We start from the raw sequence: 17,675 nt of genomic DNA on the forward strand, positions 1-17,675 counted from the left end.
AATTATCTTCTTCTTTCTTTGATTTTTGCTTTTTTACCAGTAAGTTCTCTAAAGTAGTAGATACGAGCTCTTCTAACTTTACCTTTTTGGTTCACTTCTACTTTTTGTAACGCTGGCATGTTCACTGGGAAGATACGCTCTACACCAACAGCACCAGACATTTTACGAATGGTAAAAGTTTCGGTCATTCCAGAACCTTTTCTTTGGATAACAACTCCTTTGAAAAACTGTGTTCTTGTTTTTTCACCCTCTTTAATTTCGTAGTACACTGTGATAGTATCACCAGCTCCGAACTCAGGGAAATCTTTTCTTGTTGATAATTCGTTATTAACGAAATCTACTAAATTTGCCATTTTTAATGCTAATTATGGTTTAAATCAAAGCAACATTCACGGTTTTCGCCAGAGGTTGGTCTAATGTGGGGGCAAAGATAAGTAAAAAATCTAAAGTTGCAAGTGTATTTTTGAAAAAAGAAGAATGAATCAAGGTTCAAGAAATCAGATGGTTATGGATTTTATTTTCAGAAAAAAGACTTGTGTTTTGCTTCTTACCGCTGTTATTTAGTCCTCAAGTAAATCCGGGCGTCGGTTTTTAGTGTGTTCATACGCCATGTCTTCGCGCCATTTGTCAATTTTGGCAAAATGACCGCTGGTCAATACTTCGGGAACTTTCCATCCTTTGTAATCTGCCGGACGAGTATAGATTGGCCCGGATAATAAATTGTCCTGAAAACTGTCAGTCAGTGCCGAGGTCTCATCGCTCAACACTCCGGGAATTAATCGGATAATGGCATCGCAAAAAACAATCGCACCAATTTCGCCACCCGAAAGCACATAATCGCCAATCGAAATTTCTTTGGTAATAAAATGATCGCGAACGCGTTGGTCTACGCCTTTATAATGCCCACAAAGAATAATAATATTCTCAGCCATCGACATAGAATTGGCCATTTTTTGATTCAGCGTTTCCCCATCGGGTGTCATATAAATCACTTCGTCATAATGGCGTTGACTTTTCAAATGCGTAATGCAATCGTCTATGGGTTGTACCATCATGACCATTCCTGCGCCGCCGCCAAACTGATAATCATCCACGCTTTTTTGCTTGTTGGTCGTGTAATCTCTTAAGTTGTGAAAATGCACTTCAACCAATTTTTTTTCAATGGCGCGCTTCATAATCGAGGCTTCAAAAGGGCTTCGTAATAATTCAGGTAATATGGTAATGATGTCTATTCGCATGGCGCAAAGATAAGTTTTACTTTTTAGTTGCTAAAATGGAATACACCATTGGAATTTTATTGCCTAAATGTTTGATTCTAAATTTGTTTTTTTCAAATTCTTCCGTTTGATTAAAACAATTGTATGGCGAATAATCATATTCATCAAATGAATTGATTTCCAAGCCGTTTTTTATTAAAGCATTTAATAGTTCAGAAATCGGATGATTCCATGAAATGGTTTTGGTTGTCATCTCTGCTTCACGATCGGCATAAGTTCCCGCTTCTTCTTCAAAAATAGGTTCTATATTGAAATAATTGTAAAAAACCGAGCCGAAATCATTGTCAAACATCCAAACCACGGGATGGAAATCGGCCATGACAAATTTCCCGTCAAGCTTTAAGAAATGGGAAATAACATTGGCCCATTTGTCTAAATCGGGAAGCCAGCCAATAGTGCCATAACTGGTAAAAACAATATCAAATTTCTCCTCGCAATAGTTGGGCGTTTCATAAACATCACAACAGATAAAAGTGACATCCAAATGTAATTTTTCGGCAAATTCCCGGGCTCTTTCAATAGCTTTGTCTGACAAATCAACACCGGTAGCCTGAGCTCCCATTCGGGCAAACGAAATAGTGTCCTGCCCAAAATGACATTGCAAATGCAGTATTTTTTTATTAGAAACATCGCCCAATAATTGCAATTCAATATCATTCAAAGTCGATTTCCCTTTCAGAAAACCTTCCACATCATAAAACTCGGAAGCAATGTGAACGTCCGTTTTGTTATTCCAGGTTTGTTTGTTGATTTTGATGTAATCGGGTTGGTTTTCCATAGGTTTTAATTGTTAAACACCAAATTGTCTCAAATGATGATCAAGGTGCATGGTGTGCAATTGACTCCATTCGTCATAAGTCATCTCCCCAAAGAATGGATGGTTAGTGGTTTTGATGGCTTTTTGTCCCAAATCCGAAAAAAATTCAATTTTCTGAATCAGTTCGTTTTTGGTTTGGTCAAAATCGTACACACCGGTTCTGATAAAGGCTGGAGCCGTTGGACTGTTTTTTTTGAACTCTTTCGATTTTAGCATTTTACCTTTAATCATTTTTCCCAAAAGGCGCATTAGGAAATTGGCTTTCATTGGTGTTTTGCCAAAAGCAAAATCCATGGGTGCCTGACAATGCGATAGCATTTGGTCTACCGTCATTTTTCCCCATTGTCCCTTGCTTTCCGGTGAAAGTTTGTTGATTCTGGAAATAATAATTTCGTTGTCGGTTTTGTTGTAAATAGAGCTCATGTTTTCGTTTTTAATAGGTGTCCAAAATTACAATTTTAAATATTATCTTTGCATCACAAAATAAAAAATCAAACAATGGAAAACGGAATATACGCTAAATTCAACACGACTAAAGGTTCGATTTTAGTAAAACTAACACACGATTTAACTCCGGGAACAGTGGGGAATTTTGTTGGATTAGCCGAAGGGCAATTAGAGAATTCAGCCAAACCGATGGGGAAACCGTATTATGACGGATTAAAATTTCACAGAGTAATTCCTGATTTTATGATACAAGGCGGATGTCCTCAAGGTATCGGAACCGGTGGTCCTGGTTACAACTTTGACGATGAGTTTCATCCAACTTTAAAACATGATAAACCAGGCGTTTTGTCAATGGCAAACTCTGGTCCGGGAAGTAATGGTTCTCAATTTTTCATCACGCATGTACCAACAAATTGGTTAGACGGAAAGCACACGGTTTTTGGTCACGTAGTAGAAGGACAAGATGTTGTTGATGCTGTAGCTCAAGGCGATTTGATTGAAAGTTTAGAGATCGTAAGAGTAGGTGAGGAAGCTCAAAAATGGAATGCTATCGAAGCTTTCAGAACATTTGAAGGATCAAGACAAAAAAGAATAGAAGAAGCCAAAAAACAAGCCGAAGCTGCCATGGAAAAATTAGCGGCCGGTTTTGATAAAACAGCAAGCGGATTGCGTTACCAATTCATCCAAAGAGGCAGCGGAAAACAAGCCGAAAATGGGAAAACAGTTTCCGTTCACTACCAAGGTTCTTTAGAAAACGGAAAAGTATTTGACAGTTCTTATACCCGTAAAAAACCAATCGAATTTCCATTAGGAAAAGGTCATGTCATTGAAGGTTGGGACGAAGGTATTGCGCTGTTAAAAGTGGGCGACAAAGCACGTTTTGTCATTCCTTCTTATTTAGGATACGGGTCAAGTGGCGCGGGCGGTGTTATTCCACCAGATGCTACTTTGATTTTTGATGTAGAATTAATGGATGTTAAATAGTATTTATTTAAGATTTAGTTAAATTTAAAATCCCGATAGTTCGCTGTTGGGATTTTTTTTATAGATTTACTAAAACCAATAAAGCAAGACTTATGAAATATAAAGTAATGGCACTAGCCGTTTTAGCCGTACTCATTTATTCGTGTGCCTCCAAATCGAGTGTGCCGACAGCCGATGTTCCAACAAAACCTGCACCACCAAAAACAGTTGTGCTAACGGCTGATTTAGCGGAAGGAAAATCGCTTTACGAAAACAATTGTGCTAAATGTCATCGACTTTATGAGGCCAAAGAATTCTCAGCCGAAGAGTGGCAACCGATTGTCGCCCGTATGCAGAAGAAAGCGCATTTAGAGGATTTACAAGGACAGAAAATTTACAACTATCTTACGATGAAATAATCATGAAACACTCTGAAAAGAGTGTTTTTTGTTTTATACCGTAAAGCCATCAGGTAAAGTAACTCCCTTTTTTACCACAATTATGCCGTCTTTAATTGTATATAAATCGGTATTGGTGTCCTGGAGATGCTTGCCTCCGTTGAGTCGGACATCATTGCCGATTCTACAATTTTTATCTACTATAGTGTTGTTGATAAAGCAGCGTTCGCCAATGCCAATGTTGATGATGTCATGCATGTCGTTCAGTCTGATTTCTTCCAGATTCTGGTAATAATCATTTCCCATCAGATACGAATGAATGATGGTAGAACCAAAACCTATGCGGCTTCGAATGCCCACAACCGAATGCTCAATTGTCGCGCCATTAACGATGCAGCCTTCCGCCACTACTGATCTGTCAATAGTAGAAGCACCACTTATTTTAGAAGGAGGCAAAACTCTGGCCCGAGTGTAAATTTTACTCGAATTATCAAAAAGATTAAACTTCGGAATGTCATCGGTCAATCCTAAATTGGCTTCAAAAAACGAATCAATATTCCCGATATCGGTCCAATAGCCTTCATATTGATAGCTCAGTATTTTTTCTTTGCCAATGGCTTGCGGAATGATTTCTTTGCCAAAATCTTTGGTGTCCGGATTTTTCATCAAGTCCACCAGTAAGTCTTTGTTGAAAATGTAAATTCCCATCGAAGCCAAATAATGTTTGCCTTCCGCTTTCGATTCTTCGCTTACTTCTGAAGTCCATTGCGGCAATAAATCGACGCTTGGTTTTTCTATAAAACAAGAAATAAAATTTTCGGAATCGGTTTTCAGAATCCCAAATTCCGGAGCTTCTTTGGCTGTTACCGGCAAGGTGGCAATGGATATGGAGGCTCCACAATCGTGATGGGCTTTTATCATGGCGTTAAAATCCATTTGATACAATTGATCACCCGATAAAATCAAAGCATAATCAAACTCATGGTTCATAAAGTGGTGCATGCATTGTCGCACAGCATCAGCTGTTCCTTGAAACCAAGTGACGTTGTCCGGTGTTTGTTCCGCGGCCAAAATATCAACAAAAGCCGTACTGAAATGACTGAAATGATAGGTGTTTTTGATATGCTGGTTTAGCGAAGCCGAGTTGAATTGCGTCAACACAAACATTCTTTTAATATCCGAATTGATACAGTTAGAAATCGGAATATCCACCAAACGGTATTTTCCGGCAATGGGAACCGCGGGCTTGGAACGATTTTCGGTTAATGGAGCTAATCTTGAACCTTGTCCGCCGCCTAAAATAATGGCCAATGTGCTTTTATTTATCATATCTCAAAGTAATATTGGTGGTTGTAGCATCAAGCTTTTTCTTTTTCAAATCGGGCAATAACGGTTTGGTAATAGTGGTAAGTTGTTTTGGCTATGGATTCCCAACTGAATTTTTCTAAAACTCTTTTTCTTCCGGCTTTTCCCATTTGGTTGGCCAAATTTTCATCTTCCAATAAAAGATTTATTTTAGCAGCAAATGCTCTTTGAAAAGCTTCGGGATTTTTTGGATTGAAGTCCGTTCTGGAAACACTTTCCAACGGAATCAAATAACCGGTTTCTCCTTCCGTAATAATTTCAGGAATACCGCCAACAGCACTTCCCACAACGGGAGTTTCACACGACAGCGCTTCGAGATTAATGATGCCAAACGGTTCGTACAATGACGGACAGGCAAAAACCCGGGCATGGCTGTAAAGCACTTTGACTTTCTCTCTCGGAAGCATCTCCGAAATCAAAATGACACCCTCGCGATTGGCTTTTAAATCGGCTATAAGGGTTTCGGTTTCTGCTGCAATTTCAGGGGTATCCGGCGCACCGGCGCAAAGCACCACCTGACAGTTTTTATGGAAATATTTCGCAGCGGCGATCAATTGGGAAATTCCTTTTTGGCGCGTAATCCTACCCACAAAAAGCACAAACGGAATATCCGGATTGATGCCGTATTCTTTTAGTAATTCAGAGTCAAACGTTGGTTGGTAAAACTCAGGATCAATGCCGTTGTGAATCACGGTTACTTTTTCAGGAGCTACGTCATAGGCTTCTATGACATCGGTTTTCATTTGTTCGCTTACGGCAATGATTCCGTCTGCGGTATTGTAGGCATGTTGTTCAATCCAACGGGAAAGAAAATAACCATTGCCCAATTGTTCTACTTTCCAAGGGCGATGCGTTTCTAAACTATGGGTGGTCAAAATCAACGGAACCTGTAAAAGTTCGCGCGAAAAGATACCGGCTAAATGCGTGTACCAAGTGTGGCAATGTACAATGTCGGCTTGTAAAGTGTGTTGTGACATTTCCACATTCCGACTCAAATTGTGAAACATCTTAAGATGCGGATTGTGCTCGTCTTCCATTTGGTTTAAAGAAGATTGAATGCCCAATACGTTCATGGATGCTGTTGCTGCTTCCTGATTCCCAAAACAACGCACTTCTACTTTTCCCAATTTCGCCAATTCCTGACTGAGGAAATCGATATGCACACCGGCGCCGCCATAAATATTCGGTGGAAATTCATTGGTAAAAAGAGCTATTTTCATTTGGTAAACGGTACTTGATTTTTATACATTGCATTGAATTCTTAAATGTATAAAATTTATTCAACTTTTGAATGGCTAAAACGCTATTAAAGTTTAAACAACAGGTTATTATGGAGCACCAATCGGGAAATATATTGGAATGGCAGGATTTTGAAAAAGTAGCCATGCATGTGGGCACAATTATAGCAGTTACCGATTTTCCGGAAGCCAGAAAACCGGCGTATCAATTGGTGATTGATTTTGGCACCGAAATCGGAATTAAGAAATCATCAGCGCAAATCACAAAGCGGTATGCTAAGGAAGATTTAATAAGCAAGCAAATTATTGCGGTAGTCAATTTTCCGAAGAAACAAATCGGCACTTTTATGAGTGAATGCCTGGTGCTAGGTTCTGTGGGGAATGATAATGATATCGTTTTACTGACTTCAGATTTGAAAGTCGAGAACGGGTTGCGGATTGGTTAGTTGCTTTTTTTTCTCCTTACAGCCATATAAAGATTAAAACATGACAGTAAAATAAAAACTGCTGGCAGTATAAAAAAGTATTTCTTTTTATCGAAATTATCATTAGCCGCCATGTCTGTATAGGCAGTGTAAATTATATAACTCCAAAATGCTATACTGGCAATGTTGAAAGGAATGGCGTATTTGTTTAAAAAAGCAACAATTTTCTGCATGGTTTTATATATTTAAAAAGTCCGGAAACTCTCTAGCTCCGGACTTTTATTTTTTATTAAATATCGTCAAAATCAATATCGGTGAAACTTTTGTCAATTTTGGCTGGTTCGTCAGTTTCGGTTTCCGAAGAGAATTCTCTTTTGAAATCTTTCTGGTGTCTTTCCGAGATTACTTCTTCGCCTTTGTGGTTCAAAACATAAGCAGTCATTTCTTCTAATATATCAGTAAAAGCGGCGAAGTCTTCTTTGTATAAATAAATTTTGTGTTTTTTGAAGTGAAAAGAACCATCTTCTTCAGTGAACTTTTTACTTTCGGTAATGGTGATGTAGTAATCATCAGCTTTGGTAGCTCTCACATCGAAGAAATAAGTTCTTCTTCCGGCTCTTAAAACTTTAGAAAAAATCTCATCTTTTTCTAACATATCATTTTCTCTCATATTCTTTCAGTCGATTAATGGTGTTTCTGTACAGTTCAAAAATGGTAAAATTTTTGTTACGAAACAACATTTAATTTAATTCTTTTTCCGAAAGTTGTTTCAAATACAATTCGGCATAATAGCCCTCTTGGTTTACTAATTGATTATGAGAACCTTCTTGGATGATTTGACCTTCATCAAGGATAATAATTTTGTCTGCATTTTTGGCCGAGGAGACTCTGTGGCTAACGATAATGGTGGTTTTGTCTTTTGAAATTTCGAGTAAATTATTCAGAATTTGTTCTTCGGTTTCGGTATCAACGGCAGACAAACAATCGTCAAACAGCAAGATCTGCGGATTTTTGATAATGGCGCGCGCAATAGAAACCCGTTGCTTTTGCCCTCCCGAAAGCGTGATGCCTCTTTCGCCCAAAATGGTTTCGTATTGTTTGTTGAAATTCATGATGTTGTCATGCACGATGGCTTTTTTAGCAGCATTGGTTACTTCTTCATCCGTAGCATTTTCTTTTCCGAATTTGATGTTGTTTTTGATAGTATCCGAGAACAGAAAAGCGTCTTGTGGCACAATGCCAATGCTGTTTCGCAAATCGTATAAATTGACTTGGTCTATTTTCTTCCCGTCAATCGTGATGCTTCCTTCTTTGATGTCATACATGCGGGTAATCAGCGATAAAATGCTCGATTTTCCGGAGCCGGTTTTCCCTAAAATGGCAAGCGTTTCTCCTTTTTTTACTTTAAAAGAAATGTTTTGTAAGGCTGTAATTTCGGTATCGTCATAAGTGAAACTTACATTGTGGAATTCGATTTCTCCATGAATGTTAGTGTTTTCGGTTGTTTTGTTTTTGATTTCCGGTTCTATTTTCAGGAATTCATTAATTCTCTTTTGGGAAGCTTCCGCTTCTTGTACCAAAGATGAAACCCAGCCAATGGAAGCCACGGGCCAAGTCAGCATGTTGACATATAGTATAAATTCGGCTATGGTTCCAATGCTTTTTATCGTTCCATCGATATACATTATTCCACCGAAATAAATCACCACCAAGTTACTCACCCCAATCAAAGCAATCATCAGTGGTCCAAAAAGCGATTGTACTCGGGCCAGGCTCATGCTTTTGGTTTTGCTTTCTTTGGCCAAATCGACTAAATTGTTTTGGTATTGTTCTTCCAAAGCATAAGCTTTCACTACTCGAATTCCGGAAAATATTTCCTGGGTGAAACTCGAAACTTTCGATAGATATTGTTGGAAAATAGTGCTGCGTTTGTTGATTTCGGTACTTAGTTTGAAAATGATGTAGGATAATATCGGTAACGGCAGTATCGTATATAATGTCAGTCGCGGAGAAACATTATACATATAAATGATAACCACTGCAAAGCGAATAATGGTGTTGATGGTATACATTACGGCAGGCCCTACATACATGCGAACTTTGGCAACATCTTCACTAATTCGGTTCATCAAATCTCCGGTTCGGTTCCGTTTGTAGAAATTTTGGTCAAGCACTTCATAATGTTGGAAGACTTCATTTTTCAAATCAAATTCCACATGACGCGACATTACAATTAATGTTTGACGCATCAGAAACGTTAAAATGCCGGCAATCAGTGTGGTACCAATGATCCATAGAATGTTATGAATTAATTCAGTTTTAATGACTTCAGCGCTGATGTTGTTTTTGTGAAAATCTTCTATGGCTTTGAATGACTTGCTGATGAGCTTCGGAGTGAAAAGCGAGAAAATTTGGGCAACAATGGTGATGATAATACCTAATAAAAAACGGAATCTATATTTGATAAAATATTTGTTTAAATACTGAAGTTCTTTCATGGTAATCTGGCAGAATTGGGTTTTAAAATCTGATTTGTGTTAAATCGTTAAAAATAATTAAATTATTGTATTCTTGATTTAAATTGATTTTATTAACAAATTACTAATTATTCCTGATTTGGGTGAGTTTTATTGAATAAAGTTTTAATTTTGTCATGACTTTTTAAAAAAGTCTAAATTTAAATATTTATATAATGACTTCAGAAATCACTACCCCAAAAGAGTTGCAAAAGATGGATCCGGTTTTCGGTCAGCTTTCTTTTGACAATCACGAACAAATTGTTTTTTGTAACGACAAAGATACAGGTTTAAAAGCAATTATTGGTATTCATAATACGGTTATGGGACCGGCTCTTGGCGGGACAAGGATGTGGAAATACAACAACGAATGGGAAGCTTTGAATGATGTGTTGCGTCTGTCGCGTGGCATGACTTTCAAATCAGCTATTACTGGGTTGAATCTGGGTGGCGGAAAAGCCGTAATCATCGGAGATGCTAAAACGGATAAAACACCGGAAATGATTACACGTTTTGGGGAGTTTGTGAACTCGTTAAGCGGAAAATATATCACGGCTGAAGATGTTGGAACGACTACAGAAGACATGGACAGAATTCATGAAGTAACCAAACATGTTACGGGAATTTCTGTTGAAAAAGGAGGTTCAGGAAATCCTTCTCCGGTAACGGCTTATGGCGTTTACATGGGAATGAAAGCCGCAGCCAAATACCAGTTTGGTTCGGATAGTTTAGACGGAAAGAAAATCTTAGTGCAAGGAAATGGACACGTTGGGGAAACTTTGATTGATTATTTGACCAAAGAAGGCGCTATCGTTTACGTTTCGGATATTCACCAAGATAAAATGGAAAATATGGTGACCCGATATGGCGCTAAAATTTTCACAGGTGCTGATTTATATACAGCCGATGTAGACATCTATTCACCGTGTGCTTTAGGTGCGACGATTAATGATGACACCGTTTATAAAATTAAAGCTAAAGTAATTGCCGGTGCAGCCAATAACCAATTAGCGGTAGAAGCTGTTCACGGACAAATATTAAGAGAAAGAGGCATTACCTATGCTCCTGATTTCTTAATCAACGCCGGTGGAATCATCAATGTGTATGCGGAAATTGTGAAATACGAACCAGGTGAAGCTATCCGAAGAACCGAAAATATCTACAATACTACATTGGAAATTTTCAACTTTGCGGATATTAATAACTTGACTACACAGCAAGCGGCGATGCAAATTGCACAAAACCGAATTGACCAAAGAAAAAAAGAAAACGCTAATAAATAATAGCCGTTTTTAAAATATTACTATTTTTGCAAAGCGAAAGAACTTCTTTCGCTTTGTTAATTTTAAAAAGTTCTTACAGGTGTTAAACAGAAGACATATTCGAGTGAAAGTGATGCAATCCATCTATGCCATGCATCAAAAAAGTTCTGACGAATTAGAGAAAGAAGAAAAGTTTTTGATTCAAAGTATCGACAATATTCAGGATTTGTATTTAATCATGTTGTCTTCCCTGATTGAAATCAGAAAAAAAGAAGTTGTTTTTTTGGAAACCTCCAGTAAAAAGCACTTAGCCACACCGGAAGAAAAAAATCCCAACAAAAAATTTATCAATAATGCGGTCCTGCAACTTTTGGAGGAAAACAACTCGTTGAGCATTGCTTTAGAAAAAAGAAAAATCGATAACTGGTCTTTGAATGATGACTACATTTTGATTTTGCTTACCGAAATCAAAAAAAGCGCTTTGTACCAAAAATACATGAGTACCAAAAAAAGCACTTTCGAAGAAGACAAGCAGTTTGTGGTGGATATGTTTACCGAAGTTTTGGCGCCAAATGAAAAACTATACGAATATCTGGAAGACCATAAAATGACCTGGATAGACGATATTCCGTTAGTGAATACGCAAATTCAGAAACAGCTGAAGCAAATTTCGGAGAAGGATGATTTTAGAGTGGTTAAGCTTTACAAAGACGAAGAAGACAAAGAATTCGTGAGTTTGTTGTTCAGAAAAACAGTGCTTAACGAAATTGAATTGGCCAAAGAATACATCGACAAAACCCCTAATTGGGATGCCGACAGGATAGCCGAAATTGATACCATCATTTTGAAAATGGCCATCTGCGAATTTTTGAAATTCCCTTCTATTCCGGTTAAAGTGACGATTAATGAATATTTGGAGATTGCCAAAGAATATTCTACACCAAAGAGCAGCATCTTTATCAATGGCATCTTAGATAATTTGGTGAAAGAATTTGAAACCGAAAATAAAATTAAAAAGGTAGGCCGAGGTTTACTGTAAATAATTACGTTATGATTAAAAAAATAAGTTTGTTGTTTGTAGTCGCTACTTTAGCCTTGACAACATCGTGTAAAAAAGAAGCCTATACGGAAACGGAAATCACTTTTGATACTACAGAGCACGACTTTGGAACCATCACACAAGGGGATAAAGTGTCTTACGATTTCAAATTTAAAAACACAGGAACTTCCAATTTACTGATTACGGATGCTAAAGGTTCTTGCGGTTGTACGGTTCCCGAGTATCCAAAAGGCGATATCAAACCAGGAGAAGAAGGTGACATTAAAGTGTCGTTCAATTCCGCCGGGAAAATCGGAGAAACTTCGAAAACGGTTACTCTGATGTGTAACGTAAAAGGCGGAAGTAAAGTTTTAAATATTAAATCTAACATAGTTCCAAAAGGAACAAAATAAAAAGTATACTATGAATTCAATGTTTGTATTGCAAATGGTCGCTATTGCGGCAGTGTTCTATTTCTTTATCATGAGACCACAACAAAAGAAAGTAAAACAGGAAAAAGAATTTGAATCGGGTTTGAAAGTAGGCGATAAGATTATCACTAAAAGTGGTTTTCACGGTAAAATTGCTGAGCTTACTGAAACCACAGCCATAATCGAAACGATGTCAGGCAAATTAAAAATTGAACGTTCTGCAATTTCTCTTGAAATGACAGCCGCGTTGAACAAGAAAGCCTAATCTTCTTTAGTAAAATAAAAAAGTCCCGAGTTATCGGGACTTTTTGTTTATCTGTATTTGTCATTCAAACCTCGACTCTCCAAAATCATGGGTTTGATTTTTTCAAAACGAGTGGCTTTGGTTTTTTCCTGCTTGGCTGTTGCCATGTATTCCCAAAATTCCTTTTGTTTGTAGGGGCTGAACTGTTCAAAAGCGGCATTTAGTTGGGCATCCTTTTTCAATTCATTTTCAAAATAATCACACTTCATCGCTTCTTTCTTTTCAGGCTTAATGGAAAGACCTGCTTTTTCGTTGGCAATGGCTTCGTGAATATAATGTAAAATCTGTTTTTCGTTGATTTCTTTAGCCGAAGTAAAACGCCATTGTCGCAGCCCTCTTGTTACGCCTTCGTTAGCATTGACCAAAACATTCGCTTCGTCTTTCAGAAATACGCCGTTCCAGAACCAAATGGTGAAGAAGTTCTTAAAACCACCAATGCCCAACACATTTTTATTGTTGCTCAAGGTATACACTTCGCCGCCCCATTTGGTGGTTTCCACCAATTCGGTTTTTTGAATGATTTCGCGCAGCATTCGCAACTCGTCTTCCCATTGGTTGACTTTGTCCCAAGTGTGTTTAGTTTCGCTCTGTTCGGCCTTGCCTCGAGTTTCTTCCTTCATCTGCTGAAAGTTTATTTTTTCTTCTTGGCTTTTTCTTTTTTAGAAAAATCTGTAGTAGCGGTTAGCTCGGCAATTTTTACAATTACGTCTACAGCTTTTTGCATGCTTTCTACCGGAACGTATTCGTACTTTCCGTGGAAGTTGTGTCCACCGGCAAAAATGTTCGGACATGGTAAACCCATATAGGATAGACGACAACCGTCAGTACCACCGCGAATCGGTTTGATTAATGGTTTGATGCCTAAGGATTTCATAGCTTTTTCGGCTAAATCTACGATGAACATTACCGGTACTACTTTTTCTTTCATGTTGTAGTACTGGTCGGTGATTTTGGTAATGACGATATCTTCACCGAATTGCTTGGCAAATTTTTTATTGAATTTATCGGTGATTTTTTCGATTAAGGCTTTACGTTGTTTGAACAACTTCATGTCGTGATCCCGAATGATCAATTCCAGTTTGGTTTCCTCAATGCTTCCCTGCAATTGTGTTACGTGGAAGAATCCTTCGTAACCTTTGGTTTCCTGTGGTGTTTCACCTTTGGGTAATTCGTTGATGAAATCGTTGGCGATTAGCATCGAGTTGATCATTTTGCCTTTGGCATAGCCTGGATGTACTGATTTTCCTTTGAAAGTGATTTTCACTCCGGCCGCGTTGAAGTTTTCATATTCCAATTCGCCAATCTGGCTACCGTCCATAGTGTAAGCCCAGTCGGCACCGAATTTCTTCACATCAAATAAATCAGCACCACGGCCAATTTCTTCATCAGGCGTAAAGCACACTCTGATTTTTCCGTGTTTCACTTGCGGGTTTTGGATTAGGTATTCCATGGCAGTCATAATCTCGGTGATACCGGCTTTGTCATCGGCACCTAATAGGGTTAGACCATTAGTAGTAATTAAAGTTTGCCCTTTGTACAACAATAAATCCTTGAAATAATTTGGCGAAAGCACTATGTTTTGCTCTTTGTTCAAGATGATATCGCCACCGTCATAATTTTTAACGATTTGTGGTTTTACATCTTTTCCGGTGAAATCGGGAGTAGTGTCAAAGTGCGATACAAAGCCAATGGTGGGTACTTTATGGTCAACGTTTGACGGCAAGGTAGCCATCACATAGCCATGTTTGTCAATCGTCACTTCGGTCATGCCGATAGCTTTCAGTTCGTCAACCAGTTTATTAGCTAAATCGAATTGTTTTTTGGTGCTTGGGGTAGTAGTTGAGTTAGGGTCCGATTCGGTGTCAATAGTGACGTAACTGATGAAACGGTCAATGATATGTTGCATGTTTTTAATTTTTTTGGTAAAGATAAGAATTAGGAGTTATAAGTTATGAGTTATGAGTTTGCAATTATTCGAAAACCATCTGAAGGATACCGAAGCCTATTGGTAACACTTAGTAAAGCGTTCGAAACCTTCCGAAGTAGCTTTGCAGGAGTCTGAAGACAAAGAGTAACGTTCCGAAGCTTTTTTGCAGGAGTCCGAAGACCGTTCGTAAGAGTCCGAAGCCTCTTTGAAGGCTGCGAAGCCTTGAAAATGCTGAGAAGTTGGATTTTAGAGTGTTTCAGAGTATTCAAATAAAAAGGAGCCGATTGGCTCCTTTCTGTATTGCTATACACTCTCGGGTATGGTTAGGTTTAGTATTGAATATTGAAAGAGCCTTCGCTAATAGAAATGGTTCCAGCTCCGTTGGTCATGTCTCCGGAAAAAGTCCCGGTTATTTTTCTGTCCTCACCATTAGTAATGATATGGAAAGCAAAATTATCTGTTCTGTCATGTCCTGTATCTAAATCTGTTGCATAAATAAAGTCATCAATAGTATCTTCTAAATTTCCTTTTTTAACTGAAAATATCATCCAGTCAGCTGAGTTTTTGTTACTTGCATTAATCACTATCTGTGTATATTCATTAGCAGTTCCTTCTAAATACTTTTGTTCATTTACGATTATCTTATTTAGGGTTTTTTGAACTCCGTCAACCTTGAACGTTATGACTCCTTTACTGTTATTATCATCCTGATGTGAGCAGGAATTGATAGTAAAAGTCAAAGACACGAGAGCTATGAATAAAAATATTTTTTTCATAATTAATGGTTTTGATTGTTAATACAAACTTGGATATTGATCCGGTTTGGCCTCGTGCATAATGGCGTAGACTTTCTCGAAGATGTCTTCGGTTGAGGGTTTCGAGAAGTAATCTCCGTCTGTACCATAGGCCGGTCTGTGGGCTTTGGAAGCCAGTGTCTGCGGTTGGCTGTCTAAGTGTTGGTAGCCGTTTTGTTCGTCTATGATTTGTTGTAATAGGTAAGCGGAAGCCCCGCCCGGTACGTCTTCGTCAACGACTAATAAACGGTTGGTTTTGGCTATGCTTTTGGCACAGTCGTGGTTAATGTCAAACGGCAATAAGGTTTGTGCATCGATGATTTCGCAATCAATGCCCACTTCCTGTAATTCTTTGGCGGCCTGTTCTACGATTCTTAGCGTTGAGCCATAAGAAACAATTGTAATATCGGTTCCTTGTTTGATGGTTTCTACCACGCCAATTGGGGTTTTGAATTCGCCCAAATTGGTTGGCATTTTTTCTTTTAATCTATAACCGTTCAGACATTCAATTAGTAAAGCCGGTTCGTCAGTTTCCAATAATGTGTTGTAGAAACCGGCGGCTTTGGTCATGTTGCGCGGTACCAACACGTGAATCCCACGAATGGCATTGATAATCATGCCCATTGGGGAACCAGAATGCCAGATACCTTCCAATCTATGACCACGGGTGCGGATGATTAAAGGCGCTTTTTGACGGCCTTGGGTTCTGTATTGTAAGGTCGCTAAGTCATCGCTCATGATTTGGATGGCGTAGAGCAGATAATCCAAATATTGAATTTCGGCAATTGGTCGCAAACCACGCATCGCCAAGCCAATTCCTTGTCCAAGGATGGTAGCTTCACGAATACCGGCATCGGTTACCCGGAGTTCTCCGTATTTTTCCTGCATGCCTTCCAATCCCTGATTTACGTCGCCAATGTTACCACTGTCTTCGCCAAAGATTAAAGCCTCAGGATATTTGTTGAAAATCGCATCAAAGTTGTCGCGCAATACCAAACGGGCATCAACTTCCTCAGCCGAAGCGTCATAAGTAGGCGCTACTTCAGCGGACTGCAACACGTTCTTAGCCGATTGCGAGAACAGATGCGAACTGAACTTCGGTTGAATTTTATTTGTATAAGAAGTTATCCACGCAGCCAGTTGTTGCCTGCCGCTTTCATTTACCAATAATCGCAATACTTTACGAGCTGTGGTTAGAATTTCTTTGCGGATAGGTTCTTTGATAGCCGCTAAATCATTGGCGTGTTTTTCGATAAAAACTTTGTTAGCACTAGAGGCTGCAATCGAATTTAGTAACGAAACCAATTCGTTTTGCTCTTCCTTGGTGGGTGAAACGAAAGCAGTCCAAGCGGCTTTTTTGCCTTCTAAAACGTCTTTCTTAGCTTGCTCATCTATAGCATCCAACTCTTCGGCTGTGGCCAAATTGTTATCAAGTAACCAAGTACGCATTTGTGCCAAGCAATCAAAGGCTGCTTCCCAGGCCAAACGCTCGGCATTTTTGTAACGCTCGTGCGAACCCGAAGTAGAGTGTCCTTGTGGTTGTGTCAATTCGTTTACATGGATTAAGACCGGAACGTGTTCTTCCCGGGCAATGGCCGCTGCTTTTTGATAAGTTTCCACCAAAGCCGGATAATCCCAACCTTTTACGGTCATGATTTCATAGCCTTTATTGTCTTCGTCGCGTTGGAATCCTTTTAGGATTTCTGAAATGTTTTCTTTGGTGGTTTGGTAACGCGCGTGCACGGAAATTCCGTATTCATCATCCCAAACACTCATCACCATCGGTACTTGAAGCACTCCGGCCGCATTGATGGTTTCAAAAAATAAGCCTTCAGAAGTAGAGGCATTACCAATAGTTCCCCAAGCGACTTCGTTACCTTGGTTAGAAAAGTTGGTAAACTCTTCTAAACCCCGAACGTTTCTGTATATTTTGGAGGCCTGCGCCAATCCTAACAAACGAGGCATTTGCCCGGCGGTAGGAGAGATGTCAGCACTCGAGTTTTTTTGTTGGGTCAAGTTATTCCAGTTTCCGTTTTCGTCTAACGAATGCGTAGCGAAGTGTCCGCCCATCTGACGCCCGGCACTCATAGGGTCGTGTGCCAAATCGGTATGCCCGTATAAACCGGCAAAGAATTGTTGGATGGATAATTGCCCAATCGCCATCATGAACGTCTGGTCGCGGTAGTAGCCCGAACGGAAATCCCCGTTTTGAAACGCTTTCGCCAAGGCCAATTGTGGGACTTCTTTTCCGTCCCCGAAAATACCAAATTTGGCTTTTCCGGTCAGCACTTCTTTTCTTCCCAACAAGCTGCATTCTCTGCTGATTTTGGCAATCTTATAATCGTTAAGTACTTCTGCTTTGAAATCGTCGAAGGTAATTTCGGTCTTGGTTTGTGCTTCAGTCATAATGGAAATGGTTCTTGAAGTAACAAATTTAAATAAAAAGAAGTAACTTTTGCTATTCTGGGCAAA

20 protein-coding genes are annotated in these 17,675 nt (G+C 39.0%); 7 read left to right on the forward strand and 13 right to left on the reverse strand.

The window, feature by feature from the left end:
* Nucleotides 1-2: 2 nt before the first annotated feature.
* The 4 genes from rplS to V7D82_RS08310 form a co-directional block, all read right to left on the reverse strand.
* Complete coding sequence (gene rplS / locus V7D82_RS08295; protein ID WP_333600510.1) at nucleotides 3-353, reverse strand: 50S ribosomal protein L19; 351 nt, start codon at nucleotides 351-353, stop codon at nucleotides 3-5.
* A 207-nt stretch (nucleotides 354-560) separates the two neighbouring features.
* Nucleotides 561-1,238, reverse strand: coding sequence for a tRNA (guanosine(37)-N1)-methyltransferase TrmD (gene trmD / locus V7D82_RS08300; RefSeq protein WP_333600511.1), 678 nt, complete (start codon nucleotides 1,236-1,238; stop codon nucleotides 561-563).
* Nucleotides 1,239-1,254: 16 nt separating this feature from the next.
* Nucleotides 1,255-2,055, reverse strand: coding sequence for a class I SAM-dependent methyltransferase (locus V7D82_RS08305; RefSeq protein WP_333600512.1), 801 nt, complete (start codon nucleotides 2,053-2,055; stop codon nucleotides 1,255-1,257).
* A 12-nt stretch (nucleotides 2,056-2,067) separates the two neighbouring features.
* Nucleotides 2,068-2,517 carry a DUF1569 domain-containing protein gene (locus V7D82_RS08310; protein WP_333600513.1) on the reverse strand — a complete coding sequence of 150 codons (450 nt, stop codon included), beginning with the start codon at nucleotides 2,515-2,517 and terminating at the stop codon, nucleotides 2,068-2,070.
* Between the two features lie 75 nt (nucleotides 2,518-2,592).
* On the opposite strand from V7D82_RS08310, the gene V7D82_RS08315 reads away from it, so the two are divergent.
* Complete coding sequence (locus V7D82_RS08315; protein ID WP_333600514.1) at nucleotides 2,593-3,525, forward strand: peptidylprolyl isomerase; 933 nt, start codon at nucleotides 2,593-2,595, stop codon at nucleotides 3,523-3,525.
* Between the two features lie 92 nt (nucleotides 3,526-3,617).
* Entirely contained in the window at nucleotides 3,618-3,923 is a 306-nt protein-coding gene (locus V7D82_RS08320) for a c-type cytochrome (protein WP_333600515.1), read from the forward strand.
* A 33-nt stretch (nucleotides 3,924-3,956) separates the two neighbouring features.
* Here the strand turns inward: V7D82_RS08320 and V7D82_RS08325 are convergent, their stop codons facing one another.
* Nucleotides 3,957-5,231 (reverse strand): glucose-1-phosphate adenylyltransferase, encoded by a 1,275-nt coding sequence (locus V7D82_RS08325; protein ID WP_333600516.1) that lies wholly within the window; start codon nucleotides 5,229-5,231, stop codon nucleotides 3,957-3,959.
* A gap of 29 nt (nucleotides 5,232-5,260) precedes the next feature.
* Nucleotides 5,261-6,487, reverse strand: coding sequence for a glycogen synthase (glgA, locus tag V7D82_RS08330; RefSeq protein ID WP_333600517.1), 1,227 nt, complete (start codon nucleotides 6,485-6,487; stop codon nucleotides 5,261-5,263).
* 110 nt (nucleotides 6,488-6,597) lie between these two features.
* Here glgA and V7D82_RS08335 point away from each other — a divergent pair, with 110 nt between their 5' ends.
* Nucleotides 6,598-6,951, forward strand: a complete 354-nt coding sequence (locus tag V7D82_RS08335) for a tRNA-binding protein (protein ID WP_333600518.1) — start codon at nucleotides 6,598-6,600, stop codon at nucleotides 6,949-6,951.
* On the opposite strand, the gene V7D82_RS08340 is transcribed toward V7D82_RS08335, so the two are convergent.
* The 3 genes from V7D82_RS08340 to V7D82_RS08350 all read right to left on the reverse strand — a co-directional run bounded on the left by V7D82_RS08340 (nucleotide 6,948) and on the right by V7D82_RS08350 (nucleotide 9,428).
* Nucleotides 6,948-7,163, reverse strand: coding sequence for a hypothetical protein (locus V7D82_RS08340; protein WP_333600519.1), 216 nt, complete (start codon nucleotides 7,161-7,163; stop codon nucleotides 6,948-6,950). The genes V7D82_RS08335 and V7D82_RS08340 overlap by 4 nt on opposite strands.
* Before the next feature lie 56 nt (nucleotides 7,164-7,219).
* Nucleotides 7,220-7,600: a PUR family DNA/RNA-binding protein gene (locus V7D82_RS08345; protein ID WP_333600520.1), complete on the reverse strand. Its 381-nt coding sequence runs from the start codon at nucleotides 7,598-7,600 to the stop codon at nucleotides 7,220-7,222.
* Between the two features lie 70 nt (nucleotides 7,601-7,670).
* Nucleotides 7,671-9,428, reverse strand: coding sequence for an ABC transporter ATP-binding protein (locus V7D82_RS08350; RefSeq protein ID WP_333600521.1), 1,758 nt, complete (start codon nucleotides 9,426-9,428; stop codon nucleotides 7,671-7,673).
* 194 nt (nucleotides 9,429-9,622) lie between these two features.
* Here V7D82_RS08350 and V7D82_RS08355 point away from each other — a divergent pair, with 194 nt between their 5' ends.
* The 4 genes from V7D82_RS08355 (at nucleotide 9,623) to yajC (ending at nucleotide 12,443) form a co-directional block, all read left to right on the forward strand.
* Nucleotides 9,623-10,729, forward strand: a complete 1,107-nt coding sequence (locus V7D82_RS08355; RefSeq protein ID WP_333600522.1) for a Glu/Leu/Phe/Val family dehydrogenase — start codon at nucleotides 9,623-9,625, stop codon at nucleotides 10,727-10,729.
* Between the two features lie 112 nt (nucleotides 10,730-10,841).
* Nucleotides 10,842-11,747 carry a transcription antitermination factor NusB gene (nusB, locus tag V7D82_RS08360; protein WP_333600547.1) on the forward strand — a complete coding sequence of 302 codons (906 nt, stop codon included), beginning with the start codon at nucleotides 10,842-10,844 and terminating at the stop codon, nucleotides 11,745-11,747.
* Between the two features lie 11 nt (nucleotides 11,748-11,758).
* A complete protein-coding gene (locus V7D82_RS08365) occupies nucleotides 11,759-12,160 on the forward strand; it encodes a DUF1573 domain-containing protein (RefSeq protein ID WP_333600523.1) in 402 nt (133 codons plus the stop codon).
* 10 nt (nucleotides 12,161-12,170) lie between these two features.
* On the forward strand, nucleotides 12,171-12,443 hold the full coding sequence (gene yajC / locus V7D82_RS08370) for a preprotein translocase subunit YajC (protein WP_333600524.1): 273 nt from the start codon (nucleotides 12,171-12,173) through the stop codon (nucleotides 12,441-12,443).
* A 47-nt stretch (nucleotides 12,444-12,490) separates the two neighbouring features.
* Here the strand turns inward: yajC and V7D82_RS08375 are convergent, their stop codons facing one another.
* From V7D82_RS08375 to V7D82_RS08390, 4 genes are all read right to left on the reverse strand, one after another.
* The gene (locus V7D82_RS08375) at nucleotides 12,491-13,102 is read right to left on the reverse strand and encodes a YdeI/OmpD-associated family protein (protein ID WP_333600525.1); all 612 of its coding nucleotides are present in this window, start codon (nucleotides 13,100-13,102) and stop codon (nucleotides 12,491-12,493) included.
* An 11-nt stretch (nucleotides 13,103-13,113) separates the two neighbouring features.
* Nucleotides 13,114-14,388 carry a peptidase T gene (gene pepT, locus V7D82_RS08380; RefSeq protein ID WP_333600526.1) on the reverse strand — a complete coding sequence of 425 codons (1,275 nt, stop codon included), beginning with the start codon at nucleotides 14,386-14,388 and terminating at the stop codon, nucleotides 13,114-13,116.
* A 350-nt stretch (nucleotides 14,389-14,738) separates the two neighbouring features.
* Nucleotides 14,739-15,185: a hypothetical protein gene (locus V7D82_RS08385; RefSeq protein ID WP_333600527.1), complete on the reverse strand. Its 447-nt coding sequence runs from the start codon at nucleotides 15,183-15,185 to the stop codon at nucleotides 14,739-14,741.
* 18 nt (nucleotides 15,186-15,203) lie between these two features.
* Nucleotides 15,204-17,609 carry an alpha-ketoacid dehydrogenase subunit alpha/beta gene (locus V7D82_RS08390; RefSeq protein ID WP_333600528.1) on the reverse strand — a complete coding sequence of 802 codons (2,406 nt, stop codon included), beginning with the start codon at nucleotides 17,607-17,609 and terminating at the stop codon, nucleotides 15,204-15,206.
* Between the last annotated feature and the right edge of the window lie 66 nt (nucleotides 17,610-17,675).

The organism is Flavobacterium sp. (assembly GCF_036741995.1).
In the GTDB taxonomy this organism is placed as follows: Bacteria; Bacteroidota; Bacteroidia; order Flavobacteriales; family Flavobacteriaceae; genus Flavobacterium.